We start from the raw sequence: 24,727 nt of genomic DNA on the forward strand, positions 1-24,727 counted from the left end.
TTTCCTTCTTGGTGGTGGTTCAGGTCACGCCGGCAGGTCCGCTGCCGCCGATTCGATGTCCATGGCGATGCGCCCGAGGCGCCCCACCGCGCGGTAGAAGCCCGCCGCTTCCGCCTTCTCGAGGTCGGCGAAGAGCCGGCCTGCCCAGGGACGGAGGTGATGGGCGAAGAAGGGCCCGGCTTCCTCGGCGCCGCCGGGGAAGGCCCCGGCGATCAGCCCTGCATAGGTCTCGCAGAGGAAGGCGATGTGGTCCTCGGGCTCGGCCACGCCCTCGGCCCGCGCGATGCCGATCTCGGCGAGGTCGCCGCGCAGCTCGGCCAGCGGCCGCTCGTGCAGGAAGCCCGTGAGGTAGTAGGACGCAAAGGGCAGCAGCTCGCCGCGCCCGACGCCGATGAAGAGATTGAAATATTCGCGCTCCGCCGCGTCCGGCGTCACCGAGGCCGCAGCGGCGAGGGCGCCATAGGCCTCGCCGAGCTCGCCGCCAGCCGGGCGGAGGAGGCGCAGCCGGGCGAGCAGCGGGGCGTCCGGCGCGCCGCCCATCAGACGACCGAGAAGCGCGAAGAGCCGCGCGCGTTCGGCGTCGAGCTGTTCCTGCGTTTCCGTCCCCGTCATTCCTCGCCCACCTTCCGGACGCCACCGCGGCATCTCCCGCGGCTTGCAGCCCAGATGGCACGATAGTTCAAGTTGCCAAGCCGATGCCGTATGCGACCGAAACGCCGGCGGATGCAAGACCCACCTGACGGATTGGACATGTAACTACTATTGGTTGGGGCGGTGCGCGTGGAGAGGCTGTCAGGCGGGCAGCGCGCCGCCATGCCGCCGCCGGGACGGCGGCGCGGGCGTGTCGGGGGGCGACGGCTGGATCGGCATGACGTCCGGCATCGGGGCCGTCAGCGCCTCCGGCGCGGGGGGCGCCAGCGCCTCCGCCGTCGGGGCCGTCAGCGCCTCCGGCACCGGTGCCTCGATCCCCGGCAGGGGCGATCCGGCCAGGCGGGCTTCCCGCGGGGTCGCCTCGGCCAGCGGCGCCTCCGGTTCCGGCCCGGCGAGTTCCTCGACCTTCCCGATCGCCTGGGCCAGCAGCTTCGCGACATCGCCGCCGAGTTCGCTGGCGAAGCCCGCGGGAAGGCCGCCCGGCGTGTTGAAGTCCCACTGGTACTCCACCGGCCCGATGTAATCGCGGATCGCGGGATCGAGGCTCCACATCCGCCGCAGCGCGGCGTTGCGCAGGACCTGCGGAACGCCGGGGCGCAGGAAGAGCGAGAAGTCTGACTGCGCCGTCAGCTCCTCGATGCTCGGCAGGGCATCGAGGTCCACCGGCGGCAGCTTCGGGATCGGGCAGGCCGCGCGCGCCGGCGCCTCGGGCAGGGCCGGCGCCTCGGGCGCCGCCTCGGCGGGCGGTTCGGGCAGTGCGTCCGCGGCGGCGCGCTTGCGGCGCGACCAGCGGGACAGGAAGCCCTCTTCCTCCGGCGCCTCGGCGCTCATTCCTCCTCGTCCCGCGTGCGGCGGGCGAGCGCCTCGGGGTCAGCCCGGTCGCGCTTGCGCTTGTGGAAGGCGCGCTCGACGTGGTGGCGGGCGACGAAATCGGCGGTCGCCTCGCGCAGGCCGGGCGGCATGGGCAGCGCCTCCAGCAGGTCGTTGCCGGCATCGGCGTGCAGATGCGCCTCGCCGGGGTCCACCGTGACCGTGTGCAGCGCGATGCCGGCCGCCGTCCCGGCATGGCGCAGCACGACCCAGACCAGGGGCTGCGCGGCCTCGAGGTTGTGCTTGTAGTTGCTGGTGTCGGTGGGGTGGAGCATGACCTCGCTCTCCCCGGCGAAGAACAGCGTGCGGCCGGCTTCCTCGCGGAGCCTGGTCCAGGGCTCGACCGGCAGCGCGGCTTCCAGCACCTCCACCACGCGCCAGACCTCGTCCGACCATTTCGTCGTGCCGGGGCGGCGTTCGGCGATCACCGCGACCGGGATGCGGAGCGACTTGGGGTTCACGCCGCGGCCTCCTTCCCCAGCAGCGGCAGCCCCGCCAGCAGGTTCTGCGGCTTCAGCCGGACCTTCTGCGCGGCGTCCATCGCCAGCGCCAGGTAGACCGGCTTGCCCGCGACGCGCGGCAGCACGCGCGAAGCATCCCCGAACTCCAGCACGCCGAGCCAGAGGATCCGCGCCAGCCTGGCCTGTGCCACGGTCTTGCCGTGCCAGAGGTCGTTGGCGATCGCCGTCGCCTCGGCGTCCAGCCCGACATGCCAGGTCCAGTCCCGGTCCTCGATCACCGGCACGGGGCGGATCGTCACCGCCTCGCCCAGCATGTGGCGGATAAAGACGGCGATGGCGGTCCCGAGCGCCTGCTGCCCGAGGCTGCCCTGGACGATGTCGAGGGCGAGGTCATGCGCGTCGGAGCGCGCGAAATAGCCGGGCGCGTTGGCCTCCGTCAGGACATCCAACTCGACCTCGCGCGGGGGCATGCCGGCCTCCACCAGCAGCTGGCCGAGCGCGCCGAAATCGCCGTCGCGCGACGCCGCCTCCAGCACCTCTTCGTCGGCGAGCAGGGTGGAGCCCTGGTGGATGCCCGCCCGCTGCGGGCGGAACAGGCATTCCGCGGCGCGCAGCACGAAGGGATCGCCGGTGCCTTCCATGGCGGAGCGGACGACGAGATGCGTCAGCATCTGGAGGAACAGCGGCGGGATGCCCGCCACCCCATCGGCATAGAGCCGGACCCACGCCGCTTCCAGGTTGGGCGCGGCGGCGACGCGGTCGCGGAAAGACAGGAAGACCTGCCAGTTCTCCCGCGCATCCGGATCGGCCATCTGAGCGATCTCCGCCGGCGCGACGGCGCGCAGCGGGTCGGCGAGCAGCGAAGCATGCAGCGCGCGCTCGGCGTCGCAGGCCTCCTCCGGCGGGATCAGTTCCGGCCGGGCGCAGAAGGCGCGCCAGAGGTCCGGCGTCGCGTGGATCCGCCCCTCGACGTCGCGGTCGCAGAGGTGATGGCCGCTGGCGACCCAGAAATCGCCAGGGGCGAGAGCGGGATGGCGGTGATGGTGATGGCTCATCCGCCGCCCCCGAGGCGCGTGAGGTCAGGCGTCTCCGCCGCGTCCTCCTCGACGATCTCGATGCCGAAGACCGGCAGCCCGCCGAAGTCGCGATGCGGCGTGTCGCGCCGGTGCAGCGTGCGGAAGCGCTCGCGCTGCGCGCCGTCCTCCATGCTGCGCGACAGCGCCAGCACCGTGCCGGGCGGGTGGTCGCAGAGCGATTGCGCGAAGCCGATCTCGTCCTCGGCGGCGGCGCGCGCGGCCGCGTCGTCGGGCGCGCCATGCGCGGCGCGGATATGGGCCGCCAGCGCCGCGACGGCGGCGTCGCGCTGCTCCGACGTGATCTCCGCGACCTCGACCAGCGTGGACCAGCCGAAGGAGCCGAGGCCGAGGAAGCCGCCACGGAATTCCTGGCGCCGGCGACCGGACATAGAGGCGGGATCCTCGTCCCAGAAGGCGAAGCCGCCGGGGACCGCCCATTCGCCGGGCTCGGCCGCACGGTCGAAGATCAGCGTGTCGGAAGGATCGAGACGGATGGTGCGCGGCAGCTTCACGCCAGCGCCTCCGTCAGCGGGAAGCGCGTCCGCGCGCCGTCGCGATCCACCATCAGGTCGCCGGTGGCGGGATCAAGGCCGCGCTTGCCGTCCAGGGCTTCGACCTTCTCGAGACGGGCGAGATAGCGTTCCGCGAGCCGCCGGAAGCCGCCGGCGGGGTCGGTGCGCTGCCATTCCGCGAGGCCTGCCATCAGGTGCCGCGCCCAGGCCGCGGTGAGTTCCTCCGCCGTCGCCTCGGCCAGGTCCCAGCCTTCCTCCTGCAGCGCGGTCTGGCCGAGACCGTGGCCGGGCTCCCACCCCTGGGGGAACATCAACCGCGCCTCGGCGCCCACCACGATCCAGTCGGGAATGGCGTCTTCCGCACAAGCATCCGGCCAGGCGATCCGGACGCGGCCAATCTCGCCGCCGTTCACCACGACGCGGTCCGGCCAGCGGAAGGTCAGCGGCACCTCCGGCGGGCCGAACGCGGCCAGCGCGTCGCCGAGCGCGGAGGCGCCGGCCAGCAGCGCGGCGCGGGCGGCGGCCAGCGTCATCTCGGGCTCCAGCACCACCGCGGCCTCGATCCGGGCGGCGCTGCGCACCCAGGCAAGGCTCCCGGCGCCGTGCTGGGGGGCCAGCGCGACGGCGCGCGCCATCGCATCCCCGGCCTCGCGCAGCGGCACGACGGGGGTGAAGACGGAAGGCAGTTCGGGCAGCACGGCGGACACGGCCGGAAAGACGTCCTCCCTCCCTCGCAACGGCGCGGCGCCGGGGATATATGCGCCCGCAATCCCCGAGCCTAGTGGTCGGGGGACAAGGGAACGCCGGCCCCCGCGCATGACCACCACTTTCGTCTGCACCTGCGAGGACACGATGCCGCTGGACGGCCGCGTCATTGCGCGCGGCTGCAAGGGAGAGCTCCGCACCGCGGAGCAGCTCTGCCTCGCGCAGCTCGACCGCTTCACCGCGGCCTTGGCGGAAGGCAACCCCGTTACCGTCGCCTGCACCGCCCAGGCCCCGCTGTTCCGGCAGGAGGCCGAGGAGGCCGGCTTCGCCGCGCCGCTCTCCTTCGTGAACATCCGCGAGACCGCGGGCTGGTCGGACGAGGCGCGCGCCGCCGGCCCCAAGATGGCCGCGCTGATCGCTGCCGCCGCCGCGCCGATGCCAGCGGTGCCGCTGGTGCCGATGCGGAGCGAGGGCGTGACGCTCGTCCTCGGCCGCGACGCGACGGCGCTGGAGGCCGCGCGCAAGCTGGCCGATACGCTGGACGTGACGGTGCTGCTGGCCGGCGCCGAGGAAGTGCAGCCGCTGCGCGAGGCGGAATTCCCTGTCGCCCGCGGCCGCGCCCGCGGCGCGACGGGCTGGCTCGGCGATTTCGAGGTGACGGTGGACGGCTACGCCATGCCGCGGCCGTCCTCGCGCGCCGCCTACCACTGGGGGCCGACGAAGGACGGCGCGGTCAGCCGCTGCGACATCGTGGTGGACCTCTCGGGCGGCGCGCCGCTCTTCCCCGCGCATGAGGTGCGTCAGGGCTATCTCCGCGCCGATCCCGCCGATGCCGCGGCGCTGGAGCGCGCGGTCGCCGCGGCGCGCGACCTCGTCGGCGAGTTCGACAAGCCGCGCTTCGTGACCTTCGACGCCGGGCTCTGCGCGCACAGCCGCAACCGGCGGACGGGATGCTCGCGGTGCCTGGACCTCTGCCCGACCGGCGCGATCACGCCGGGGGTCGCGCCGGGAGGCTCGCGGGGCAGCGACAGCGTGCAGATCAGCGCCGAGATCTGCGCGGGATGCGGCGCCTGCGCCGCGGTCTGCCCGACCGGGGCGGCGGCCTACGCGCTGCCGACCGCCGAGGCGATGCTGCGGCGCCTGCGCACGCTGCTGCTGACCTATCGAGAGGCCGGCGGCGAATATCCGCTGCTGCTGGTCCACGACGAGGCCGGCGAGGCCATGATCGAGGCGCTGGCCCGCCAGGGCGAGGGCCTGCCCGCCCGCGTCCTGCCGCTGCGGGTGAACGAGGTCTCCTCGCTCGACCTCGGCTTCCTGCTCTCTGCCTTCGCCTGGGGCGCGGCGCAGTTGCGGCTGCTGACGAAGGGCCGGCGCGCGCACGGCACCGAGGGCGTGTTCCGAAACCTCGATTACGTGCAGCGCGTGCTGGACGGCCTCGGCATCCCCGACCACGGCGCGCCGCGCGCCGCGGCGATCGAGACCGATGATCCCTTCACCCTCGGCGAGGCACTGCGCGCGATCCCGCGCCGCGGCCTGCCCTTCCCGCCGTCCGCGCATCTCGCGTTGGGCGCGTCGCGGGAAATCCTGCGCCAGGCCGCGCGCGCGCTGGCCGAGGGCGCGGAGAAGCGGACGGGCGAGATCGCCATGCCCGCCCTCGCGCCCTTCGGCGAGGCGCGGGTGGAGGTCTCGGGCTGCACGCTCTGCGTGGCCTGCACCAGCGTCTGCCCGACCGGCGCGCTGTCGGCGAACCCCGAGACGCCGCAGCTGCGCTTCCTCGAGGATGCCTGCGTGCAGTGCGGACTTTGCGCCGCGACCTGCCCGGAGGAGGTGATCACGCTGGTGCCGCGCCTCAACCTCGATCCCGCCGCCGCGCAGATCCGCGTGGTGAAGGAGGAGGAGCCCTTCTGCTGCGAGCGCTGCGCCCGGCCCTTCGGCGTGAAGTCGCAGATCGATCGCGTGACGTCGAAGCTGACGGCCTCGCAGCACTGGATGTTCAGGGATCCCGCGCGGCTCGCGGTGCTGCGCCTCTGCGAGGATTGCCGCGTCTTCGCGGCCACGGATGGCGGCGTCGATCCCTACGCCGGCGCGCCGCGGCCGGTGACGAAGACGAGCGAGGACTGGCTGCGCGAAGCCGAGCGCGCGAAGAAGGCGAGCGAATAGACGGCATGCCCGACATGAACCCCCGCATCCTCCTCGCCCGCCGTCCTTCCGGCGCGCCGGTCCCCGAGGACTTCCGCTTCGACCAGGCGCCGCTGCCCGATCTCGCTGATGGCGAGGTGCTGGTGCGCCACCGCTTCCTCTCGCTCGACCCCTACCAGCGCGGCCGCATGGACGACGCGAAATCCTACGCGAAGCCCGTCGCGATCGGCGGCGTGATGGAATGCCAGGCGGTGGGCGAGGTCGCGGCCTCGCGCGACGGCCGCTTCCGGGAAGGCGACTGGGTGCTGGGCGGCTTCGGCTGGCAGGCCTTCTCGGCGCGGCCGGGCAAGGCGCTGATCCCGATCGACCCGAAGGAAGCACCGCCGTCGACCTCGCTCGGCGTGCTCGGCATGCCGGGGCTGACCGCCTGGGTCGGGCTGAAGGACATTGGCGAGCCGAAGCAGGGTGAGACGCTGGTCGTCTCGGCGGCGTCAGGCGCCGTCGGCCAGGTCGTGGGGCAGCTCGGGAAGATCGCGGGCTGCCGCGTCGTCGGCATCGCCGGCGGCCCGGCGAAATGCGCCTTCGTCAAGGACGAGCTCGGCTTCGACGCCGCGCTCGATCATCGGCAGCCGCTCGAGGCGCCGCTCGACGCGGCCTGCCCGGACGGCGTGGACATCTACTGGGAGAATGTCGGCGGCGCGGTGCAGGCCGCCGTCTTCCCGCGCCTGCGCGACTTCGGGCGCATGGTGATGTGCGGCATGATCGCGCAGTACAACGGCGCGCCGCCGCCCGGGCCCAATCTCGGCCCCGTCGTGCGCAAGCGCCTGCGCATCCAGGGCTTCATCGTCAGCGACACCGGCTGGGCGCGCTACGCGCAGTTCCGCGCGGAGATGCTCGGCCACATCGCGGCCGGCCGGCTGACCTGGCGCGAGGACGTCGTTCAGGGCCTGGCGAACGCGCCCGCCGCCTTCATCGGCCTGCTGGAAGGGCGCAATTTCGGCAAGCTGGTCGTCGCCCTTGACTGAGGCCGCGGACGCCGCGCTTGCCGCGCGGCTCGACGGCGCCCGAGTGCTGCTCTGCTTCGGCCTGTTCGGCGAGGTGATGGCGGGGCTGCGCCCGATCGGCGTGGACTACATGGCGAGCCAACTCGACTGGCTGCGCCGCATCGGCGTGGATGCGACGCGCGTGAAGTTGCCCTCCGCCGCGCCCGTCGCGCGCAACGCCGCGGTGATCGCGGACGCCGTGCTCGGCGCGCCGGGCGGCGTGCTCGTGGTCGCGCACAGCAAGGGCGGCCTCGAGGCGCTGTCGGCGCTGCTCATCCCCGATGTCGCGGCACGCTGCCGCGGCTTCCTCGCGCTGCAATCGCCTTTCCGGGGCTCGCCCGTCGCCGACCTCGCCCTCGGCATCGGGCCGCTGCGCGAGATGTCGGAACGGCTGGTCGCGCTGGCGAAGATCGGCGACGGCGAGGGGCTGCGCGACCTCACTGTCGCGGTGCGCGGACCCTGGATGGCGGAACGCGATGGCGCGATCGCCGATCTCGCGTCGCGCGTGCCGGTCACCTCGCTGGCGAGCGACGTGACGGACCAGACCAGCCTGGTCGAGCACGCCTATGTGCCGCTCTCCCGCTGGATGCGGAAGATCGGCGCCGGGCCGAACGACGGCCTGGTGCCGGTCGCCTCCACCGTCCTGCCGGGCGCGCGGCATGCGGTGCTGCCGGGCGGCCACCGCGCGCTCGTCGCAGCCGCGCCGGGGCGCGATCCCATCGGACTGCTGCGGCGGGAGATCGCGGCGCTTCTCGACCGCGCGCCCTGAAGGGCGCGGTTAAATAGACCCCAACGCGGCGAGGATCCGCGGGCGATCCGGCTTGCCGGCCGCCGTGCGCGGCACCGCGGCGGCGATCACCACCTGGCGCGGCAGCTTCCACGCCGCGAGCCTCGCCCGGCAGGCTTCCTCAACATCCTCGACGCTGACGCCGTCTCCGGCGACCAGCGCCGCGACGCGGTCGTCGCCGGCCGGCGTCGGGATGCCGATCACCGCGACGTCGCGCACCGCGACACCGGCGCGGATCGCCTCCTCCACCTCGGCGGGGTCGAGCTTCCTGCCATGCACGTTGATCTGCAGCGCCCGCCGCGCCGCGAGGAACAGGCGGCCTTCCCCGTCGATCCAGCCGCGGTCGCCGGTGCGCAGCACGCGCGATCCCGGCGGCTCCAGCGCGCCACCGACCAGGCCGCTCGCGGCGGAGGGCGTGCGCACCACGATCTCCTCGGCCTCGACCGCGATGGCAACGCCGGGATAGGCACGGCCGGCGCAGCCGGGTTCGGGCCGGTCCTCCAGGTCTATCGCGACGGGTCCGCATTCCGACATGCCGTATTGCCGAGCGACCGGCCGGCCCCAGGCGCGCGTGAAGGCGGCCGCGATGGAGGGCGGCAGCGGCGCGCCGGAGCTGATGCAGAGCCGCGCGACGCCCGCTGGCGCCACGCCCGTGCCGCGCGACCAGAGGTCATAGAGCGCGGGCACGCCGATCACGATGTCGGGCCGGTGCGCCTCCAGGCAGCGTGCGAAGGCGCGCGGCGTCTGCGGCTGCTCGATCACCATCGTCGCGCCGCCCGCGAGCGGCCCGAGCAGTCCCATGCCGAGGCCGTAGGCGTGGCTCAGCGGCACTGCGGCCAGCACGCGCACGCCCGGGCGCAGGCCGAGCATGCCGACGATGCTGCGGGCCTCGGCCAGCAGCGCGGCTTCCGCTCGCACCACGCCCTTGAGCTTTCCTTCGGTGCCGGAGGTGTAGAGGTGCAGCCCCGGCCCGCCCGGCGCGGCGGCATGCGGGCCAACCAGGCGCAGCGCGATCGGCTGGCCCGCAACCGACAGCGTCGCGCCGTCGCGCCAGGGCAGGCCGGGCCGCTCCCTGTCGTGCAGCACGGCACGCGCGCCCTCATGCGCGGCGATACGCGCGAGCTCCGCGTCGGTCGCCCCGTCATGCACGGGGAAGACGCTGGCCTGCAGCGCGTTCAGCGCGAGCAGCAGCACGACGAAGCCCACGCCCGAGGCGGCACAGAGACCGACGGCGTCGCCGGCCTGAACGAAGGGCGCGAGCTCCGCCTCGGCCTCGGCCGCGCGCGCGAGAAGCTCCGCCCAGCCGAACTGCGTGCGATCGGCAGCGAGGGCGGGCTCGTCGCGGCCGAGCCAGCCGCGCGCGAGCTGCACCAGGCCGCCGCGCGGCTCCGTCACGCCGCGTGGCCCAGCAGCCGCTCGACCGAGCGGACGACGTCGGCGACGGTCTCCATCGGCGCGTCGAGCATCTCGCCGGGCTCGACGACCAGGTCGAAGGCTTCCTCGAGCCCGACGATCATCTTGACCAGGTCCACGGAATCCATCGCGAGCGGCATCGCGTCCAGCCGGGATGCCGGGCCGATCTGCTCGGGCCGCACCGGCGCCACCTCGGCTTTGACCGAGGCGATGACGTCGCGCACCCGCTCGTACACGTTGCCAGGCGCCATCGCCGTCACCGGGCCTCCCGCACAGCGGTCACGACTGCGTCCCGAGCACGGGCACGCCGAGCCTGCCGCCGGCTTCCTGCGCCAGGCGGCGCGCGCGCAGCGTCGCAAAGGGCATGGCGTCGTCGGCGCGGAGATAGCCGGCATCGATCAGGGCGGGCGGCGGCGGCCCGTTCTTCTGCCACCAATAGGCCGGCCTCGGCCGCGTCCTGACGAAGCCCGCCTGTTCCAGCGCCGCCACCTTGGCGGGCGTCGAGGCCAGGCAGCGGATCATGCCGACGCCGAGCGAGGCGAGCCGCGACGCGGTCTCCGCCACCACCCAGCCTGCCAGCGTAGCCGAGGTTTCCGCGAGCTGCAGATGCACGAGGCACGCCTCGAGGCCGCCGAGCGACGGCTCAAGCTGCGAGAGGGAGAACCCGACGGGCTCGTCGCCGCGCAGGAAGACGAGGCCGAACGGATGCGCCAGCCAGGGCGGGATGCGCGAGAGATGCTCGAGCTCGGCGGGCCCGGCCAGCGCCACCAGACCGGCGCCCGCCGGCTTGGGCAGCGCCATGCCCGACCGCCATTCCACCACGCGCGCCCTGCCATGGGGCGGATCGGCCTGGGCCGGGCGGCGAAACGGCAGCACCCGCGGGACGGCGCGCGCCCAGCGTTCATGCGCCGGCCGCCAGAGCCGAAGCAGGTTCGCGACGAGATCACGCGCGCGCAGCGGCAGGATCATCTTCGTCACCGACGGCAGCGGCGACCAGCGCAGCCGCGGCAGGATGGCCTGGGTCGCCTCGGTCCCGCCGATCGACAGGACCGGCTCGGGATAGGCCATCATGCGCCGCATCAGGTGGACGCCGACGCCGAGCGGTCGGTAGCGCGGCAGGCAGTACCAGTCGCAGGCCTCGCGCACCGCGACCTCGCGACCGTCGAGGAGATAGGGCCGGACATAGGAATCGAGCATCGCGACGCAGGCCGTCCCGTCTGTCGCGACCCAGGTGTCGCCCGGCGTGGCGCGCTCGTAGTAGCGCCACGCCACCAGTTCCGCCGCGCGGGCCGCGCCCCAGTTCTCGCCCCAGGCCTCCGCAAGCAACCGCTCGAAGGCCGGGCGCATCACCTCATCGAGTGGGGCGAGGCGCAATGCCATCCACCGCTTCCCCTTCAATCCTCGCCGGCGCGGCGTCGGTGCGGGGCGACAAGGCCCGCATCGGCGAGGCGACGGATGGCGTTTTCCTCCGGCAGGACTGGACGATCCCGAAAGACAAGCGGGCGTAACACGAGCGGCAACATTCCTGAATGCCGCCGCCGGCTCAACCTCGCGCGTCCGAATTCCCGCATTGGGCGAGTCCTACCACCGCGATTCGCCGCGCAGGCTCAATAGGTCGTGTCGGCGTTACGATCCGGACATGGAGAGCGACCCCGGAACAACGGGAGGGGCCGGCGGCCCCTCCCCTCTCTTCCGGCTACTCCTTCGCGACCTCGACCAGGACCAGCTCGGAATCCTCGGTCGCGGTGATCGCGAGCTTGGGCTCGTCCACGATGCCCGCGCCGTCGCGCGCGTTCAGCGCGACGCCGTTCACCGTCACCGCGCCCTTCGCCGGCACGAGATAGGCGGCGCGGTCCGGTCCGAGCGCGGTGGTCAGCGTCTGCCCGGCCTTCAGCGTCGCGGCCATGACGGCGCCGTTGACATTGAGCGGCAGCGCCCCGTTGCCGGCATCCCCCGGGCGGCCGGAGGCCAGGACCTCGAACCCCGCCTCGCGCAGGGCCTTCGGGAACTGCTTCGCGCCCCAGTTCGGCTTGGTGCCGCGGCGGTCCGGCATGATCCAGATCTGGAAGATCCGGGTCGTCCCGGGCTCGAGGTTGTATTCGGAATGCACGACGCCGGTGCCCGCGCTCATGATCTGCACGTCGCCCGCTTCGGTGCGGCCCTCGTTGCCCAGGTTGTCGCGGTGGGTGATGGCGCCGTCGCGGACATAGGTGATGATCTCCATGTCGCGGTGCGGGTGCGGGTCGAAGCCGGTGCCCGGCGCGATCTCGTCGTCGTTCCAGACGCGCAGGCGGCCCCAGTTCATCCGCGCGGGGTCGTGGTAGTTCGCGAAGGAGAAGTGGTGCTTCGCCTTGAGCCATCCGTGGTTGGCGCCGCCGAGGCTGGCGAAGGGCCGGACGTCGATCATGATGCTGTGCTCCCATCGCCCCGGGCTGGCCGGGGCTTGCTGTGTCGGGCGCGTAGATAGGCGCCGGCCGCCATTTCCGCGACGGGCTGCAACCGATTGCGGGCATTCACGGCGTCAATGGCCCCAGCGCGGGGCGCGGGGCCCCGCCGATCAGCTCAGCGGCACATCAGGACCGGCAGGTCTGCATTCTCCAGCACGTGGCGCGTCACGCCGCCCAGGATCAGCTGGCGCAGCCGCGAATGGCTGTAGGCGCCCTGGCACATCAGGTCGGCGCCGAAGTCGCGCGCGGCGCCGAGCAGGCCGGCGCCGACCTCGCGCGTCGCCGGCTTGAAGGGCACGAGCTCGGCGTCGATCTCGTGCCAGCGGAGATAGGCGCGGATGCCCTCGGCCTGCGGGCCTCGGCGCTGGTAGTCGTCGGAGCAAAGGATGCGCACGGCCTGGGCGCGGTGCAGCCAGGGCAGCGCGGCGGCGACGGCCGCGGCGCTTTCGGCGCTGCCGTTCCAGGCGATGGCGACGCGGGTGCCGATGGTCGCGGGCGCCTGGCGCGGCGCGATCAGCACGGGACGGCCGCTGTCGAACAGCACGGCATGCAGCGCGTCGGAGCTGCTGACATCCTCGTCGGCCTCGGGGTGAGGGACGACCGCCATGTCGAAGAGCCGGGACTGCTGCGCGACGATGTCCTCCTCGCGCCCGGCGATCGTCTCGAAGCTGATGGTGACGCCCGGCGTCTTCAGCGCGGTGTTGGGGTCGGAGGCGAGCGTCAGGTCGCCATGTGTCGCGGCGAAGCGGTCGAAGAGCGCGCGGACGCGGCCCGCGCGCTCGCCGGATTCGCGCTCGGTCGCGGCCATCATCTCCTCGATCATCGCGCCCGACAGGCCCTCGCCGGCCAGCGGCGCGACGTCGCGCGCATCCACGCGTACATGCAGGCAGTGCAGATGCGCGTTCCACACCCGCGCGACGTCGAGCGCGGTGGCAAGCGCGGCTTCCCCGGCGGCGGTCCCGGTCAGCGGCAGCAGCAGGCGGCGATAGGCCATCGCGCAGCCTCCCTTCGTTAAAGCGTTGTCGCTGAAATGTTTATGCCCGGGTTGCCGAGGTCAAGGCCAGCAGATCGAGCAGTCGTGCCCGGGGATCGCCGGAAGCATCCAACCGCGTCCAGCTTCCAAGCGGCCCGGGATCGGCCGCCGCCGCACGCTCCATCACCTCGACCGTGGCGTCGGAGGCGTCGTCGCGTCGTCCGGCGACGCGGTCGCGCAGCACCTCGACGGGCGCCGAGAGGAAGACGCCGTCGAAGCGCGCCGTGCCGGCTGCCGCCTGCGCCATCGCCCGCACCGCGGGATCGAGGAAGGTGGCGTCGAGCACCACGGAATGCCCGGCCGCCAGCGCGGCGCGGGCGGCGTCCATCATGGCGGCGTGCACGGCGGCGCTGGCCTCGGCGGAGTAGGCGGCCTGGGGCAGCCGGTCCTCCGGCGCGACTCCGGCCAGGCGCTTGCGGATCTCGTCGGAGCGGAGGTGCAGCGCACCGGGCGCCGCGCCGAGCAGCGGCGCGACGGCGCGGGCGGCGAAGGTCTTGCCGGTGCCCTGCACGCCGCCGATCGCGACCAGGCGCGGCGCGGCTGGGGCGAGGTAGCGCTCGGCGGCGTCGAGGTAGGGCAGGCCGGGCCGGCCGCGCGCGGGCTCGAGCTTCGCCCGGACCAGCGCGCGCTGCGCCATCCAGAAGGGTAGCGCAGGCAGCATTGCGACATCGGCGTTGCGGGCGAGGACGCGGTTCATGACCCGGTTGGCGGCGGCCCTGTCGAGCTTGACGTCGAGATCCATGAGCAGGAACGCGAGTTCGTAGCCGACATCCACCCGCGCCAGCGCCTCGTCGAATTCCAGCGCGTCGAAGGCGACGGGCCGGCCTTCCCAGAGACAGAGATTGCCGAGGTGGAGGTCGCCATGGCAGCGCCGCACGAAGCCCGCCGCCGCACGCTCCCGCAGCAGCGGCGCAAGGGCGGCAAGCCGCGCGCGCATGGAAGCCGCGACGGCGTCCACCCGCGCGCGGTCCAGCCCCACGGCCAGGCAGCCCTGGAGGTTGCCTTCCAGGACCGTCTCCATCCGCGCGACGGCATTCACACCCTCGGCGACCGGCGCGGCGGCCAACAGCGCCGCCACCGCATCCGCCAGCCCGTCGAGCATCCGCCCGTCCAGCCCGCCGCGCGCCGCGACGGCGTCCAGGAAATCGGCCTCCGGCACGGGCGCCATGCGCAGCACCCATTCCACCGCCTCGCCCTCGCCGCCCAGGCGCAGCCCGGCCGGGCCGCGGGTGACGGGAACGACGTCGCGGTAGATCCCCGGGGCGTTGGGGCGGTTGAGCTCGAGTTCGCGCCGGCAGAACGCCTCGCGCCGCGCCAGGCTGCCCTGGTCCACGAAGGGCAGCGTGACCGCCTTCTTCAGCTTGAAGGCGTCGTCGGGGCCGACGAAGACGGCGGAGATGTGCGTCTCGATCGGCGTAGCGGCAGTCAGGCGGGACAGCAGCGCCGCAACTTCGCCCTGCCCCGACGGGATCACGGATACAGCATCTCAGTCTCCCACCCCGACGCTGTCCGGTGGAAGACGCGGCGCTCATGCAGGCGGAAGGGCATGTCGCGCCAGAGCTCGATGCGTCGCGGCAGAAGGCGGAAGCCCGACCAGTGCGGCGGGCGCGGGATCTCCCCGATGCCGAACTTCACGGTGTACTCCGCGACGGCCTTCTCTAGCGCGAAGCGGCCCTCCAGCGGGCGGGACTGGCGCGACGCCCAGGCGCCGATGCGGCTGCCCCGCGCGCGGGAGGCGTAGTAGGCATCCGCCTCCTCCGGCGAGACCGGCTCGACCGGCCCTTCCACCCGCACGCTGCGCTGGAGCGTCTTCCAGTGGAAGCACATCGCGGCGACGGGATTGGCCAGCAGCTCCCCGCCCTTGCGGCTTTCGAGGTTGGTGTAGAAGACGAACCCCCCGCCGGGCCGGTCGCGGTCCACGCCCTTCAGCAGGACCATGCGCGCCGAGGGCCGGCCATCCGGCGTCGCGGTCGCCAGGCAGACCGCGTTGGGGTCGTTCGGCTCGGATGCCGCGGCCTCGGCCATCCAGGCCTCGAACAGGGCGATCGGGTCGTCTGCCGCCGGCGCACGCGCGGGCTGGTCCAAGGGCGCTCTCCTGGCATGGCCGGGGGTGGCTTGCCCCGGCAGGGGGCATGTGCCATCCCGCCCGGGCCTCCGCAACCAGACGCCCGGTCCTCCCCCACATGCCCCAGCCCGAGACGCCAGAACCCCAGCCTGTGCCCACGGGCACGCTGATGGCGGGCAAGCGCGGCGTGGTGATGGGCGTGGCGAATGACCGCTCCATCGCCTGGGGCATCGCGCGCGCCGTCGCGGCGCAAGGCGCGGAGCTCTGCTTCACCTACCAGGGCGAGGCGCTGGAGAAGCGCGTCCGCCCGCTGGCCGAGGAGGCGAAGGCGCCGCTGGTGCTGCCCTGCGACGTCACCGACGATGCCAGCGTGGACGCGGTCTTCGCCGCGGTGAAGGAAGCCTGGGGCGGGCTCGATTTTGTGGTGCACGCCATCGGCTTCGCGGACAAGCAGTTCTTGCGCGGCCGCTACATGGATACGCCCCGGCCGGCCTTCCTGCAGGCGATGGACATCTCGGTCTTTTCCTTCGTCTCCGTCGCGCAGCGCGCGGTGCCGCTGATGAAGCCGGGCGGATCGCTGCTGACGATGAGCTACCTCGGCGCCGAGCGCGTGACGCCGCACTACAACGTCATGGGTGTCGCCAAGGCCGCGCTGGAGGCCTCCGTGCGCTACATGGCGGCCGACCTCGGGCGGTCCGGGATCCGGGTGAACGCGATCAGCGCGGGCCCGATCAAGACCCTGGCGGCCAGCGGGATCGGCGACTTCCGCTACATCCTGAAGTGGAACCAGTACAACGCGCCGCTGGAGCGCAACGTGACGATCGAGGATGTCGGCGGGGCGGGGCTGTATTTCCTGTCCGACCTGGCGTCCGGCGTCACGGGCGAGGTGCACCACGTGGATTGCGGCTACCACGTCGTGGGCATGAAGAACCCGGACGCGCCCGACATCGCGACAGTCTGACGCGGGCTGGCCGCGACCGACGCCGGGAAAATCAGAACACTTCCCGCCGGAACCACTTCCACAGCGGCACCGTCGTCATGATCACGCCGAGGAACAGCCACCAGAAGCCCGTCCAGAAGAAGAACTCCGACTGGCTCCAGCTGCCGCCCACGACATAGACCGAGGCCACGCCGACCGGCAGGGCCAGGCAGAACGAGCCGATGATGATGCCGATGACCACGGCCTCGCCGAACATCTTGCGCAGCACGGCGAAGATCATGCAGAGGATCCAGATGACCACGCCCACCACGATCAGGGCGAAGGACGTCTCCATCTTTTCGAAATCCATGCGCGCCCTCCTCCCCGCCGGGTCGTCCAGGACAAGCTACTCGGATACGATGGCGCGACCGTTTCGTTCAAGGGCAAGGGCTGTCGGATTGCATGTCGCACAACAGCTTCGGGCATCTCTTTCGCGTGACCACCTGGGGCGAGAGCCACGGCCCGGCGATCGGCTGCGTGGTGGATGGCTGCCCGCCCCGCCTGGCGCTGACCGAGGCCGACATCCAGCCCTGGCTCGACAGGCGACGCCCCGGCCAGTCGAAATTCGTGACCCAGCGGCAGGAGCCTGACCAGGTCCGCATCCTGTCCGGCACCTTCGAGGGGGTGACGACCGGCACCCCGATCTCGCTGCTGATCGAGAACCAGGACCAGCGGTCGAAGGACTATGGCGAGATCAAGGACAGCTTCCGCCCAGGCCACGCCGACCTGACCTACGAGCTCAAATACGGCATCCGCGACCATCGCGGCGGCGGCCGGTCCAGCGCGCGGGAGACCGCGATGCGCGTCGCCGCCGGCGCCGTCGCGCGCAAGGTGCTGGACGGGGTGACCATCCGCGGCGCCCTGGTCGCGATCGGCGGGGACGCCGTGGACAGGGCGAAGTGGGACTGGGAGGAGCGCGACCGGAACCCGTTCTTCTGCCCCGACGCCGATGCTGCCGCCCGGTGGGAGGAGACGCTGTCCGCCGCGCGCAAGGCCGGCAGCAGCCTCGGCGCGGTGATCGAGGTGGTGGCGGAAGGCGTTCCCCCCGGCCTCGGCGCGCCGATCTACGGCAAGCTCGACGCCGACATCGCGGCCGCGCTGATGGGCATCAATGCGGTCAAGGGCGTCGAGATCGGTGCCGGCTTCGCCGCGGCGTCCTTCCGCGGGGAGGAGAATGCCGACGAGATGCGCATGGGCCGGCATGGCGAGGTGCTGTTCGGGTCGAACCACGCCGGCGGCGTCCTCGGTGGGATCAGCACGGGCCAGCCCATCGTCGCGCGCTTCGCGGTGAAGCCGACGAGCTCAATCCTGACGCCCCGCAAGGGCGTGGACCGCTTCGGCCAGGAGGTGGACGTGCTGACGAAGGGCCGCCACGACCCCTGCGTCGGGATCCGCGCGGTGCCGGTGGGGGAAGCGATGCTGGCCCTGGTGCTGGCCGACCACCTGCTGCGCCATCGCGCCCAGAACCCCGATGCGCCCGGCAGCGCCAGGCTGCCGCGGAACTGAGCCTCACGCCCCTGTCACGCCGATTGTTCTGGCAAATCGCGGATAAAGGGCCCATTTAGTCCGGGTCAGCTATCCGACTGGTTCGGCCTGTCCTCCTTGTTCCCTTCACCGGGTTCGTCCCGATGGGAACGCCGAGCCCGGTGTCCGCTCTCTTCCGGCCGGTCTGATCCGTTGCGCGAACCCGCGCGACGGCCTTCGTGCTTATCGAAAGAACACCACCATCATGGCTATCGGCACCGTCAAGTGGTTCAACGGCACCAAGGGCTACGGCTTCATCCAGCCCGACGACGGATCCAAGGACGTCTTCGTCCACATCTCCGAGGTGCAGCGCGCCGGCATGACCGGCCTGCAGGAAGGCGAGAAGCTGGACTACGAGGTCCAGCCCGGCCAGCAGGGCAAGAGCTCCGCGGTCCGGCTGCAGCGCGCCTGACAAGGCTCGGCTGAACGGGGGCGCGATCCCTTGGGGATCGCGTCCTTCATTTTTTCCGGGAGGAACGACCGCATGGCGCCGCACAAGTTCGCCGTTGGCCAGGACGTTGAGTTCAACCCCGGCCCCTGGGACGCCAACGTCCCGCGCGGCCTCTACACCATCACCCGCGCCCTGCCGGGCGACGACCTCGACCGCACCTATCGCGCGCGCGGCACGAAGGACGGCATCGAACGCGTCTTCCGCGAGCAGCAGCTGAAGGCTGGCGGCATCGCCGCGCGCGAGGGCACGCTGGCCTGACCGGGCGCGCCGCCCTGCAGGCGCGGCGCAATCCTTTCCCCTCGCCGCCCCGGCGCGACGGTTCTTTTTCCCGTCAAGGGCTTTTCGCGGCACGGACCGCCCCCGATACTCCCAAGCGGGGGTGACGATGCCGGATACCAATCTTCCCAGCCGCATGACCGGCAACGGCGAGGTCATCGAGACCTCGGCGCCCATCGGCGACGACGTGAAGACCACGACCTGCTACATGTGCGCCTGCCGCTGCGGCATCCGCGTGCATCTGAAGGACGGCCGCGTCCGCTACATCGAGGGCAATCCCGACCATCCCGTGAACCGCGGCGTGCTCTGCGGCAAGGGCAGCGCGGGGATCATGACGCAATACGCGCCGTCGCGCCTGCGCGCGCCGTTGAAGCGCGTGGGGCCGCGGGGCTCGGGCGAGTTCGCGGAGATTTCCTGGAACGAGGCGATGGAGATCGCGACGGGCTGGCTGCGCGATGTGCGCGCCACCGATCCGCGCAGGCTCGCCTTCTTCACCGGCCGCGACCAGTCGCAGTCCCTGACGGGCTTCTGGGCCGCGCAGTTCGGCACGCCCAACTTCGCCGCCCATGGCGGCTTCTGCAGCGTGAACATGGCCGCCGCCGGGCTCTACACCATCGGCGGCAGCTTCTGGGAATTCGGCGAGCCGGACTGGGAGAACACCAGGTACTTCGTGATGTTCGGCGTGGCCGAGGACCACGATTCCAACCCGATCAAGATCGGGCTCGGAAAGCTCAAGGCGCGCGGCGCGAAGTTCGTCAGCGTGAACCCCGTGCGCACCGGCTATTCCGCCATCGCCGACGAATGGGTCGGCATTCGCCCGGGCACCGACGGGCTGCTGGTGCTGGCGCTGATCCACGAGCTGCTCCGCACGGACCGCGTCGATCTCGATTTCCTCGTCCGCTACACCAACGCGCATTGGCTGGTGGTGCGGAACCCCGGCGGCGCGGATGATGGGTTGATCGCGCGCGACGCGGATGGCAGGCCGCTGGCCTGGGATCGCGCGCGTGGCGCGATGGATGCGGGCGCGGCCGACCTCTCGCCGCAGATCGTCGGCGATTATGGGCTGCCCGATGGCCGCAAGGCCGTGCCGGTCTTCCAGCTGATGGCGGAGCGCTATCTCTCGCCGGACTACGCGCCCGACCGGGTCGCCGCCACCTGCGGCGTCGGCGCGGACCGCATCCGCCGCCTGGCCGCCGAGATCGCGGACGTCGCCTTCAACCAGACCATCACGATCGAGCAGCCCTGGACCGACACGCTGGGCCGGCGGCACGAGACGATGGTCGGGCGGCCCGTGTCCTTCCACGCGATGCGCGGCATCTCCGCGCATAGCAACGGCTTCCATACCTGCCGCGCCTTGCATCTGCTGCAGATGATCCTCGGCGCGATCGATGTGCCGGGGTCGTGGCGCTACAAGTCGCCGTTCCCGCGGCCGATCCCCCCGGGCCCCGGGCCGGCGGGCAAGGGTGCGAAGCCGAACACGCCGCTCGCCGGCAACATCCTGGCCTTCCCGCATGGGCCGGACGACCTGCTCGTCCACGACGACGGCAGCCCGATCCGAATCGACAAGGCGTTCTCCTGGGACGCGCCGCTGGCGCTGCACGGGATGATGCACATGGTGATCGGCAACGCCGGCGCCGCCGACCCGTATGAGATCGACACGCTGTTCATGTTCATGGCGAACATGGCCTGGAACAGCGCGATGAACCCCGGCGAGGCCGTCCGCATCCTGACCGAGACGAAGGAGGATGGCAGCTACCGCATCCCCCACGTCATCTACTCCGATGCCTATTTCAGCGAGACGGTCCCCTACGCCGACCTGATCCTGCCCGACACGACCTATCTCGAACGCTGGGACTGCATCAGCCTGCTGGATCGCCCGATCGGCAGCGCGCACGGCCCAGGCGATGGGATCCGCCAGCCCGTCGTCCAGCCCGACCGCGACGTCCGCGGCTTCCAGGAAGTCCTGATCGAGCTCGGCGCGCGGCTCGGCCTTCCGGCCTTTGTCAGGGAGGACGGCAGCCCGCGCTACAGGGACTACCCGGACTACATCATCAACCACCAGCGCATGCCCGGCGTCGGCCCGCTCGCCGGCTTCCGCGGCGAGGACGGGACGAAGAGGGGCGTCGGCGAGCCCAACCAGAACCAGCTGCAGCGCTACATCGAGAATGGCTGCTTCTGGCGCCACCACCTCCCGCCCGAGCAGCTGTATTTCAAGCACGCGAACAAAGCCTATCTCGACGACAGCAAGGCGATGGGGCTGATCGGCAAGGCCGACCAGATCGTGCTGCAGATCTATTCCGAGCCGCTGCAGAAGTTCCGCCTGGCCGCGCAGGGCCATGGCGCGAAGCAGCCGCCCGACGAAGCGACGCGCGCGCGCATCGAGACCTACTGCGATCCGCTGCCGATCTGGTACGCGCCGCTCGAGCAGCAGCAGCATGACGTGTCGGGCTTCCCACTCTCCGCCATCACGCAGCGGCCGATGGAGCACTATCATTCCTGGGGCTCGCAGAATGCGTGGCTGCGGCAGATCAAGGCCGCGAACCGGCTCTACATGCACCGGCGCACCGCCGACAGGCTCGGCATCGCGCAGGACGACTGGGTGTGGGTGGAATCGCGCAACGGCCGCGTGAAGGGCCAGGTCACGCTGATGGATGGCGTGAACCCCGACACCGTCTGGACCTGGAACGCCATCGGCAAGCGCGCCGGCGCCTGGAACCTCTCGCCCGACAGCCCGGAGGCGACGCGCGGCTTCCTGCTGAACCACGTCATCTCGGAGTGGCTGCCGGCCCAGATGGAAACGGAGAAGGCGGCGCAGCGCTTCGCCAACAGCGATCCCGTCACCGGCCAGGCCGCCTGGTACGACCTGCGCGTGCGCGTGACGAAATGCGCGGCCGACGAGATCGCGCAGACGGACCCGCATCCCTCAGCGCTGCCGCGTCCCGCGGGCCTGTCGCCCGCGCCCTCGATCGTCCGGGAGCCCGGCGCATGACAGAAGTACCGCCGCCCGGCGCGCGAAAGCTCGGGCTCGTCATCGACCTCGACACCTGCGTCGGCTGCCAGGCCTGCGCGACCAACTGCAAGGAATGGAACACCGGCGGCCATCTCGGCCCGCTGACCGACATCAACGCCTATTCCGCCGGAGCGGAGGGCGTGTGGTTCAACCGCGTCCATTCCTACGAGGCCGGCGAGGGCGAGGCGGGGCGCACCGTCCACTTCCCGCGCTCCTGCCTGCATTGCGAGACGCCGGACTGCGTCACGGTCTGCCCGACCGGCGCGTCGTACAAGCGGGCCGAGGACGGGATCGTCCTGGTCAACACCGACACCTGCATCGGCTGCGGGTTGTGTGCCTGGGCGTGTCCCTACGGCGCGCGCGAGCTCGACGAGGATGAGGGGGTGATGAAGAAATGCACCCTCTGCGTGGACCGCATCTACAACGAGACGATCCCGGAGCCGCAGCGCCAGCCCGCCTGCGTGATCACCTGCCCCGTCGGCGCGCGGCATTTCGGCGACCTCGGCGATCCCGCGAGCCGGGTGTCGCAGCTGGTGGCCGAACGCGGGGGATATGAGCTGATGCCGGAGATGGGCTACCAGCCCGTGAACCGCTACCTGCCGCCGCGCGAGAAGGCGACGGTGAAGGCGGCCTCGCTGGAGGAGAGCGCGCCGACGCCGATGGATATCGGCAACCCGCTGCTGCGCTGGCTGGACCGGGCGTTGAGCCGGTGAAGCTTCAACTTGCCCCCCCGCAACCCTCCCCCGCTACCTCTCTTCCCCCTCCCCCGCAGTTGCGGGGGAGGGATGGGGAGGGGGCTTCCGCGCGCGACGCCCACCGATGAACCCCGCCCCTTCCATCGTCGTCTTCACCACCCTCTCCGGCGCCGGTTATGGCGTGCTCTTCTGGCTCGGCGTGCTGCGCGCGGCGGGGCTCGTGCCGGTATCCCCGGCCTTCGGACTGACCGCCCTTGTGCTCGCGCTGCTGCTGATCACCGCCGGCCTGCTCTCCTCCCTGAAGCATCTCGGCCGCCCCGACCGCGCCTGGCGCGCGCTGTCGCAATGGCGCTCGTCCTGGCTGTCGCGCGAAGGCGTCGCGGCAGTCGCGACCTACGTCCCTGCCCTGCTGCTTGGCCTGGCGCTGCTCGACGGCAACCAGCCGCTTGCCACCGCCATGGGCCTGCTCGCCGCGGCGGGCGCGGTCGCGACGGTCTGGTGCACCGGGATGATCTACGCCTGCCTCCGCACGGTGCGGCAATGGCACCTGCCGATGGTGCCCTGGGGCTACCTGGTCTTCGCGGCCTTCTGCGGCGCGACAATCCTTGCCGCGCTTGCCGCCCTGCACGGCCAGGCACGCTTCGTGGCCATGCTGGCCGCCATCGCCGGTGGCACCGCCATTGCGATGAAGCGAGCCTACTGGGACGCGATCGACGCCCCGCCGCCGGCCGGCACGCCGACCATCGAATCCGCCACCGGCCTCGGCCGCATCGGGCCCACCCGCCCGCTCGATCCCCCGCATACCGAGCAGACCTGGCTGACGCGCGAGATGGCCTTCCGCGTCGCCCGCGCCCATCGAGCGAAGCTGCGGCGCCTGACCATCGCGGGCTTCGCGCTCTCGACCGCGCTCGCGGTGCTGGCGCTGCCGGTCCCCGGCGCGCTGTCGGCACTGGCGCTGGTCCCCGCCGCCGCACTCGCCATCGCCGCCATGCTGGTCGAGCGCTGGTTGATGTTTGCCGAGGCCACGCACACCGTGGCCCTGTTCTACGGCGGCCCCGCCTGACGCCTCAGGCGCCCAGCGGGTAGATCCCCGCCGGCGCGTGGCGGAAGCGGAAGGACGCGATGTCGAGCGCCGCGGGCCCCGGCGCGTCCACGTCGATCATCCGCGCCATCGTCGTGCCGAAGGCCGCGCGGAAGTGGTTCTTCGCCTTCACGCAGAGCAGCCCGGCCAGCGTCACGTCGATGCCGTGCAGGTCGAAGAAGCCGGGATCGCTCGGCGAGACGCAGCGCGAGGTCACGATCACCCGCACCGTCCCGATATCCACCACCGCCGTCGGGCCGAGTTCCACCGCCATGCCGCCCAGCACCGGGCCGCGGTTGCGGAAGCGCCCATCCGTCAGCAGCGAGACGCGGCCGGCGAAGGGCACGGGATCGCCGTAGTCGCGCGTCAGCCGCGCGCCGAGCGTGCCGGAGACGACGCCGCCCACACCCGCCTGCACCGCGCGCTGCACCGTGTCGGCGTCGCTGTAGAAGGCGACCACCGTCGGCACCGCCGGCGCGCGCGCCAGCACGGCGCGCAGCAGTTCCGGCGTGTCGCCGATCCCGCCGGAATAGGGGTTGTCGCCGGCATCGATGATCGCCGCCGGGAAGGCGCCGCCGGCCAGCGCCTGGTCCAACCCCTGCGCCACGGTCGGCAGCGCGATGAAGAAGCGGTCGCGGCGGGCTTCGTATTCCGCGACCAGCCGCGCAGCCTCGGTTTCCGCCAGCGCGCGGTCGCCATCGGCGAAGACCATCACCGCCCCGCCCGCCGCCGGCGTGTCGCCATAGGAGAAGCCGCCGAAGACGCTGACATCCAGCACGCCCGGGCGCGCCTCTGCCTCGCGCGCCAGTGCCTCCATCTCCGCCATCGGGCCGTCGGCGGTGCGCATGTTGATGCTGGGCAGGATCGCACCGAGCTTCGCGATGGCGCCCACCGGCCGCGTGCGGCCCGGCAGCGCATCGCGCAGCAGTTCCAGCGCGCGGCGCCCGGTCTCGTGCATGTCCACATGCGGATGCGTCCGGTAGCCCGTGCCGATATCCAGCAGCGGCGCCAGGTCAGCGTGCATGTTCGCATGCAGGTCGAAGCTGGCCGCGAGCTTCACCCCGGGCCCGATCGCCGCGCGCACCCGCCGCACCAGTTCGAGATCCGCGAGCGGCAGGTCCTCCACCACCATCGCGCCATGCAGCGACAGCCAAACCGCGTCGAAGCTGCCGCGCGCCAGACGCTCCAGGATCTCCGCCGAGACCTGTTCGAACAGCGCGCGCGTTACTGGCCCGCCGGGCATGGCGCCGGCGAGGCGCAGGAACGTCGCCTCCCAGTCCGGATGATCGTCCAGGAAATCCAGCGCGCCACCGATCTCCGTCCGCGTGCCGCGATAGACGTCGCGCGCGGCCTCGCCCGCCACCCATTCCGAGGCCTCGAAGGCCTCGATCCCCGTGGGCACCGGGCTGAAGGAATTGCCCTCGTGCCAGAGGCGCGCGATCGCGATCCGCGTCATGCCGGGCGGCCTTGTCGCTGTTCCATGGCCGCAGCATTGTGGCGGGCGGGCCT

The 24,727-nt window shown here is 72.2% G+C and carries 25 protein-coding genes; 10 read left to right on the forward strand and 15 right to left on the reverse strand.

The annotated features are described in order from the left end of the window. Positions 1 to 24: 24 nt before the first annotated feature. The 6 genes from ACLF3M_RS05915 to ACLF3M_RS05940 all read right to left on the reverse strand — a co-directional run bounded on the left by ACLF3M_RS05915 (position 25) and on the right by ACLF3M_RS05940 (position 4,277). Complete coding sequence (locus ACLF3M_RS05915) at positions 25 to 612, reverse strand: TorD/DmsD family molecular chaperone (RefSeq protein ID WP_430655939.1); 588 nt, start codon at positions 610 to 612, stop codon at positions 25 to 27. A gap of 180 nt (positions 613 to 792) precedes the next feature. Next, complete coding sequence (locus tag ACLF3M_RS05920) at positions 793 to 1,482, reverse strand: DUF3306 domain-containing protein (protein WP_430655940.1); 690 nt, start codon at positions 1,480 to 1,482, stop codon at positions 793 to 795. Further along, a complete protein-coding gene (locus ACLF3M_RS05925; RefSeq protein WP_430655941.1) occupies positions 1,479 to 1,982 on the reverse strand; it encodes a DUF3305 domain-containing protein in 504 nt (167 codons plus the stop codon). Before ACLF3M_RS05925 ends, ACLF3M_RS05920 begins: the two co-directional genes overlap by 4 nt. Further along, entirely contained in the window at positions 1,979 to 3,037 is a 1,059-nt protein-coding gene (locus ACLF3M_RS05930) for a DUF6352 family protein (RefSeq protein ID WP_430655942.1), read from the reverse strand. The genes ACLF3M_RS05925 and ACLF3M_RS05930 overlap by 4 nt, the downstream gene beginning before the upstream one ends. Further along, positions 3,034 to 3,570: a DUF6505 family protein gene (locus ACLF3M_RS05935; RefSeq protein WP_430655943.1), complete on the reverse strand. Its 537-nt coding sequence runs from the start codon at positions 3,568 to 3,570 to the stop codon at positions 3,034 to 3,036. Before ACLF3M_RS05935 ends, ACLF3M_RS05930 begins: the two co-directional genes overlap by 4 nt. Continuing rightward, positions 3,567 to 4,277 carry a biotin/lipoate--protein ligase family protein gene (locus tag ACLF3M_RS05940; protein WP_430655944.1) on the reverse strand — a complete coding sequence of 237 codons (711 nt, stop codon included), beginning with the start codon at positions 4,275 to 4,277 and terminating at the stop codon, positions 3,567 to 3,569. The genes ACLF3M_RS05935 and ACLF3M_RS05940 overlap by 4 nt, the downstream gene beginning before the upstream one ends. Positions 4,278 to 4,386: 109 nt before the next feature. On the opposite strand from ACLF3M_RS05940, the gene ACLF3M_RS05945 reads away from it, so the two are divergent. Genes ACLF3M_RS05945 through ACLF3M_RS05955 form a run of 3 tightly spaced genes read left to right on the forward strand, consistent with a single transcriptional unit; the run spans position 4,387 to position 8,226 of the window. Further along, entirely contained in the window at positions 4,387 to 6,435 is a 2,049-nt protein-coding gene (locus ACLF3M_RS05945) for a 4Fe-4S dicluster domain-containing protein (protein WP_430655945.1), read from the forward strand. A gap of 14 nt (positions 6,436 to 6,449) precedes the next feature. Beyond that, positions 6,450 to 7,439 carry an NADP-dependent oxidoreductase gene (locus tag ACLF3M_RS05950; RefSeq protein ID WP_430655946.1) on the forward strand — a complete coding sequence of 330 codons (990 nt, stop codon included), beginning with the start codon at positions 6,450 to 6,452 and terminating at the stop codon, positions 7,437 to 7,439. After that, positions 7,432 to 8,226 (forward strand): hypothetical protein, encoded by a 795-nt coding sequence (locus ACLF3M_RS05955; RefSeq protein WP_430655947.1) that lies wholly within the window; start codon positions 7,432 to 7,434, stop codon positions 8,224 to 8,226. The genes ACLF3M_RS05950 and ACLF3M_RS05955 overlap by 8 nt, the downstream gene beginning before the upstream one ends. 9 nt (positions 8,227 to 8,235) lie before the next feature. Here the strand turns inward: ACLF3M_RS05955 and ACLF3M_RS05960 are convergent, their stop codons facing one another. The 7 genes from ACLF3M_RS05960 to pdxH all read right to left on the reverse strand — a co-directional run bounded on the left by ACLF3M_RS05960 (position 8,236) and on the right by pdxH (position 15,162). Further along, positions 8,236 to 9,639, reverse strand: coding sequence for a class I adenylate-forming enzyme family protein (locus ACLF3M_RS05960; RefSeq protein WP_430655948.1), 1,404 nt, complete (start codon positions 9,637 to 9,639; stop codon positions 8,236 to 8,238). After that, positions 9,636 to 9,908, reverse strand: coding sequence for an acyl carrier protein (locus ACLF3M_RS05965; protein WP_430656147.1), 273 nt, complete (start codon positions 9,906 to 9,908; stop codon positions 9,636 to 9,638). Before ACLF3M_RS05965 ends, ACLF3M_RS05960 begins: the two co-directional genes overlap by 4 nt. Before the next feature lie 28 nt (positions 9,909 to 9,936). Then, positions 9,937 to 11,037: a hypothetical protein gene (locus ACLF3M_RS05970; protein ID WP_430655949.1), complete on the reverse strand. Its 1,101-nt coding sequence runs from the start codon at positions 11,035 to 11,037 to the stop codon at positions 9,937 to 9,939. A gap of 316 nt (positions 11,038 to 11,353) precedes the next feature. After that, positions 11,354 to 12,064, reverse strand: a complete 711-nt coding sequence (locus ACLF3M_RS05975) for a pirin family protein (protein ID WP_430655950.1) — start codon at positions 12,062 to 12,064, stop codon at positions 11,354 to 11,356. Between the two features lie 155 nt (positions 12,065 to 12,219). Beyond that, positions 12,220 to 13,098: a universal stress protein gene (locus ACLF3M_RS05980; protein ID WP_430655951.1), complete on the reverse strand. Its 879-nt coding sequence runs from the start codon at positions 13,096 to 13,098 to the stop codon at positions 12,220 to 12,222. 40 nt (positions 13,099 to 13,138) lie between these two features. After that, positions 13,139 to 14,611: an AAA family ATPase gene (locus ACLF3M_RS05985; RefSeq protein WP_430655952.1), complete on the reverse strand. Its 1,473-nt coding sequence runs from the start codon at positions 14,609 to 14,611 to the stop codon at positions 13,139 to 13,141. Continuing rightward, positions 14,608 to 15,162 carry a pyridoxamine 5'-phosphate oxidase gene (gene pdxH, locus ACLF3M_RS05990; protein WP_430656148.1) on the reverse strand — a complete coding sequence of 185 codons (555 nt, stop codon included), beginning with the start codon at positions 15,160 to 15,162 and terminating at the stop codon, positions 14,608 to 14,610. Before pdxH ends, ACLF3M_RS05985 begins: the two co-directional genes overlap by 4 nt. Positions 15,163 to 15,320: 158 nt before the next feature. Here pdxH and fabI point away from each other — a divergent pair, with 158 nt between their 5' ends. Next, positions 15,321 to 16,163, forward strand: a complete 843-nt coding sequence (fabI, locus tag ACLF3M_RS05995; protein ID WP_430655953.1) for an enoyl-ACP reductase FabI — start codon at positions 15,321 to 15,323, stop codon at positions 16,161 to 16,163. Positions 16,164 to 16,194: 31 nt separating this feature from the next. Here the strand turns inward: fabI and ACLF3M_RS06000 are convergent, their stop codons facing one another. Continuing rightward, a complete protein-coding gene (locus ACLF3M_RS06000; protein WP_430655954.1) occupies positions 16,195 to 16,491 on the reverse strand; it encodes a hypothetical protein in 297 nt (98 codons plus the stop codon). A gap of 92 nt (positions 16,492 to 16,583) precedes the next feature. Here ACLF3M_RS06000 and aroC point away from each other — a divergent pair, with 92 nt between their 5' ends. The 6 genes from aroC (at position 16,584) to ACLF3M_RS06030 (ending at position 23,200) form a co-directional block, all read left to right on the forward strand. Further along, positions 16,584 to 17,687 carry a chorismate synthase gene (gene aroC, locus ACLF3M_RS06005; protein WP_430655955.1) on the forward strand — a complete coding sequence of 368 codons (1,104 nt, stop codon included), beginning with the start codon at positions 16,584 to 16,586 and terminating at the stop codon, positions 17,685 to 17,687. Positions 17,688 to 17,910: 223 nt separating this feature from the next. After that, a complete protein-coding gene (locus tag ACLF3M_RS06010) occupies positions 17,911 to 18,117 on the forward strand; it encodes a cold-shock protein (protein ID WP_430655956.1) in 207 nt (68 codons plus the stop codon). A gap of 72 nt (positions 18,118 to 18,189) precedes the next feature. Continuing rightward, positions 18,190 to 18,414, forward strand: coding sequence for a hypothetical protein (locus tag ACLF3M_RS06015; protein ID WP_430655957.1), 225 nt, complete (start codon positions 18,190 to 18,192; stop codon positions 18,412 to 18,414). Between the two features lie 154 nt (positions 18,415 to 18,568). After that, positions 18,569 to 21,421 (forward strand): molybdopterin oxidoreductase family protein, encoded by a 2,853-nt coding sequence (locus ACLF3M_RS06020; protein WP_430655959.1) that lies wholly within the window; start codon positions 18,569 to 18,571, stop codon positions 21,419 to 21,421. Then, positions 21,418 to 22,155, forward strand: coding sequence for a 4Fe-4S dicluster domain-containing protein (locus ACLF3M_RS06025; RefSeq protein WP_430655960.1), 738 nt, complete (start codon positions 21,418 to 21,420; stop codon positions 22,153 to 22,155). The genes ACLF3M_RS06020 and ACLF3M_RS06025 overlap by 4 nt, the downstream gene beginning before the upstream one ends. 106 nt (positions 22,156 to 22,261) lie before the next feature. After that, positions 22,262 to 23,200: a dimethyl sulfoxide reductase anchor subunit family protein gene (locus ACLF3M_RS06030; RefSeq protein ID WP_430655961.1), complete on the forward strand. Its 939-nt coding sequence runs from the start codon at positions 22,262 to 22,264 to the stop codon at positions 23,198 to 23,200. 4 nt (positions 23,201 to 23,204) lie between these two features. On the opposite strand, the gene ACLF3M_RS06035 is transcribed toward ACLF3M_RS06030, so the two are convergent. Beyond that, positions 23,205 to 24,674 (reverse strand): M81 family metallopeptidase, encoded by a 1,470-nt coding sequence (locus ACLF3M_RS06035; protein WP_430655962.1) that lies wholly within the window; start codon positions 24,672 to 24,674, stop codon positions 23,205 to 23,207. Positions 24,675 to 24,727: the final 53 nt, after the last annotated feature.

It is taken from the genome of Falsiroseomonas sp. HW251, from assembly GCF_050563545.1.
Lineage (GTDB): Bacteria > Pseudomonadota > Alphaproteobacteria > Acetobacterales > Acetobacteraceae > Falsiroseomonas.

What these genes read in the sequence shown, in the direction of transcription:
- ACLF3M_RS05915 (WP_430655939.1), bottom strand. Translation starts at nt 612, where the DNA reads ATGACGGGGACGGAAACGCAGGAACAGCTCGACGCCGAACGCGCGCGG.
- ACLF3M_RS05920 (WP_430655940.1), bottom strand. Translation starts at nt 1,482, where the DNA reads ATGAGCGCCGAGGCGCCGGAGGAAGAGGGCTTCCTGTCCCGCTGGTCG.
- ACLF3M_RS05930 (WP_430655942.1), bottom strand. Translation starts at nt 3,037, where the DNA reads ATGAGCCATCACCATCACCGCCATCCCGCTCTCGCCCCTGGCGATTTC.
- ACLF3M_RS05945 (WP_430655945.1), top strand. Translation starts at nt 4,387, where the DNA reads ATGACCACCACTTTCGTCTGCACCTGCGAGGACACGATGCCGCTGGAC.
- ACLF3M_RS05950 (WP_430655946.1), top strand. Translation starts at nt 6,450, where the DNA reads ATGAACCCCCGCATCCTCCTCGCCCGCCGTCCTTCCGGCGCGCCGGTC.
- ACLF3M_RS05965 (WP_430656147.1), bottom strand. Translation starts at nt 9,908, where the DNA reads ATGGCGCCTGGCAACGTGTACGAGCGGGTGCGCGACGTCATCGCCTCG.
- ACLF3M_RS05970 (WP_430655949.1), bottom strand. Translation starts at nt 11,037, where the DNA reads ATGGCATTGCGCCTCGCCCCACTCGATGAGGTGATGCGCCCGGCCTTC.
- ACLF3M_RS05975 (WP_430655950.1), bottom strand. Translation starts at nt 12,064, where the DNA reads ATGATCGACGTCCGGCCCTTCGCCAGCCTCGGCGGCGCCAACCACGGA.
- ACLF3M_RS05980 (WP_430655951.1), bottom strand. Translation starts at nt 13,098, where the DNA reads ATGGCCTATCGCCGCCTGCTGCTGCCGCTGACCGGGACCGCCGCCGGG.
- pdxH (WP_430656148.1), bottom strand. Translation starts at nt 15,162, where the DNA reads ATGGCCGAGGCCGCGGCATCCGAGCCGAACGACCCCAACGCGGTCTGC.
- fabI (WP_430655953.1), top strand. Translation starts at nt 15,321, where the DNA reads ATGCCCCAGCCCGAGACGCCAGAACCCCAGCCTGTGCCCACGGGCACG.
- ACLF3M_RS06000 (WP_430655954.1), bottom strand. Translation starts at nt 16,491, where the DNA reads ATGGATTTCGAAAAGATGGAGACGTCCTTCGCCCTGATCGTGGTGGGC.
- aroC (WP_430655955.1), top strand. Translation starts at nt 16,584, where the DNA reads ATGTCGCACAACAGCTTCGGGCATCTCTTTCGCGTGACCACCTGGGGC.
- ACLF3M_RS06010 (WP_430655956.1), top strand. Translation starts at nt 17,911, where the DNA reads ATGGCTATCGGCACCGTCAAGTGGTTCAACGGCACCAAGGGCTACGGC.
- ACLF3M_RS06015 (WP_430655957.1), top strand. Translation starts at nt 18,190, where the DNA reads ATGGCGCCGCACAAGTTCGCCGTTGGCCAGGACGTTGAGTTCAACCCC.
- ACLF3M_RS06020 (WP_430655959.1), top strand. Translation starts at nt 18,569, where the DNA reads ATGACCGGCAACGGCGAGGTCATCGAGACCTCGGCGCCCATCGGCGAC.
- ACLF3M_RS06025 (WP_430655960.1), top strand. Translation starts at nt 21,418, where the DNA reads ATGACAGAAGTACCGCCGCCCGGCGCGCGAAAGCTCGGGCTCGTCATC.
- ACLF3M_RS06030 (WP_430655961.1), top strand. Translation starts at nt 22,262, where the DNA reads ATGAACCCCGCCCCTTCCATCGTCGTCTTCACCACCCTCTCCGGCGCC.
- ACLF3M_RS06035 (WP_430655962.1), bottom strand. Translation starts at nt 24,674, where the DNA reads ATGACGCGGATCGCGATCGCGCGCCTCTGGCACGAGGGCAATTCCTTC.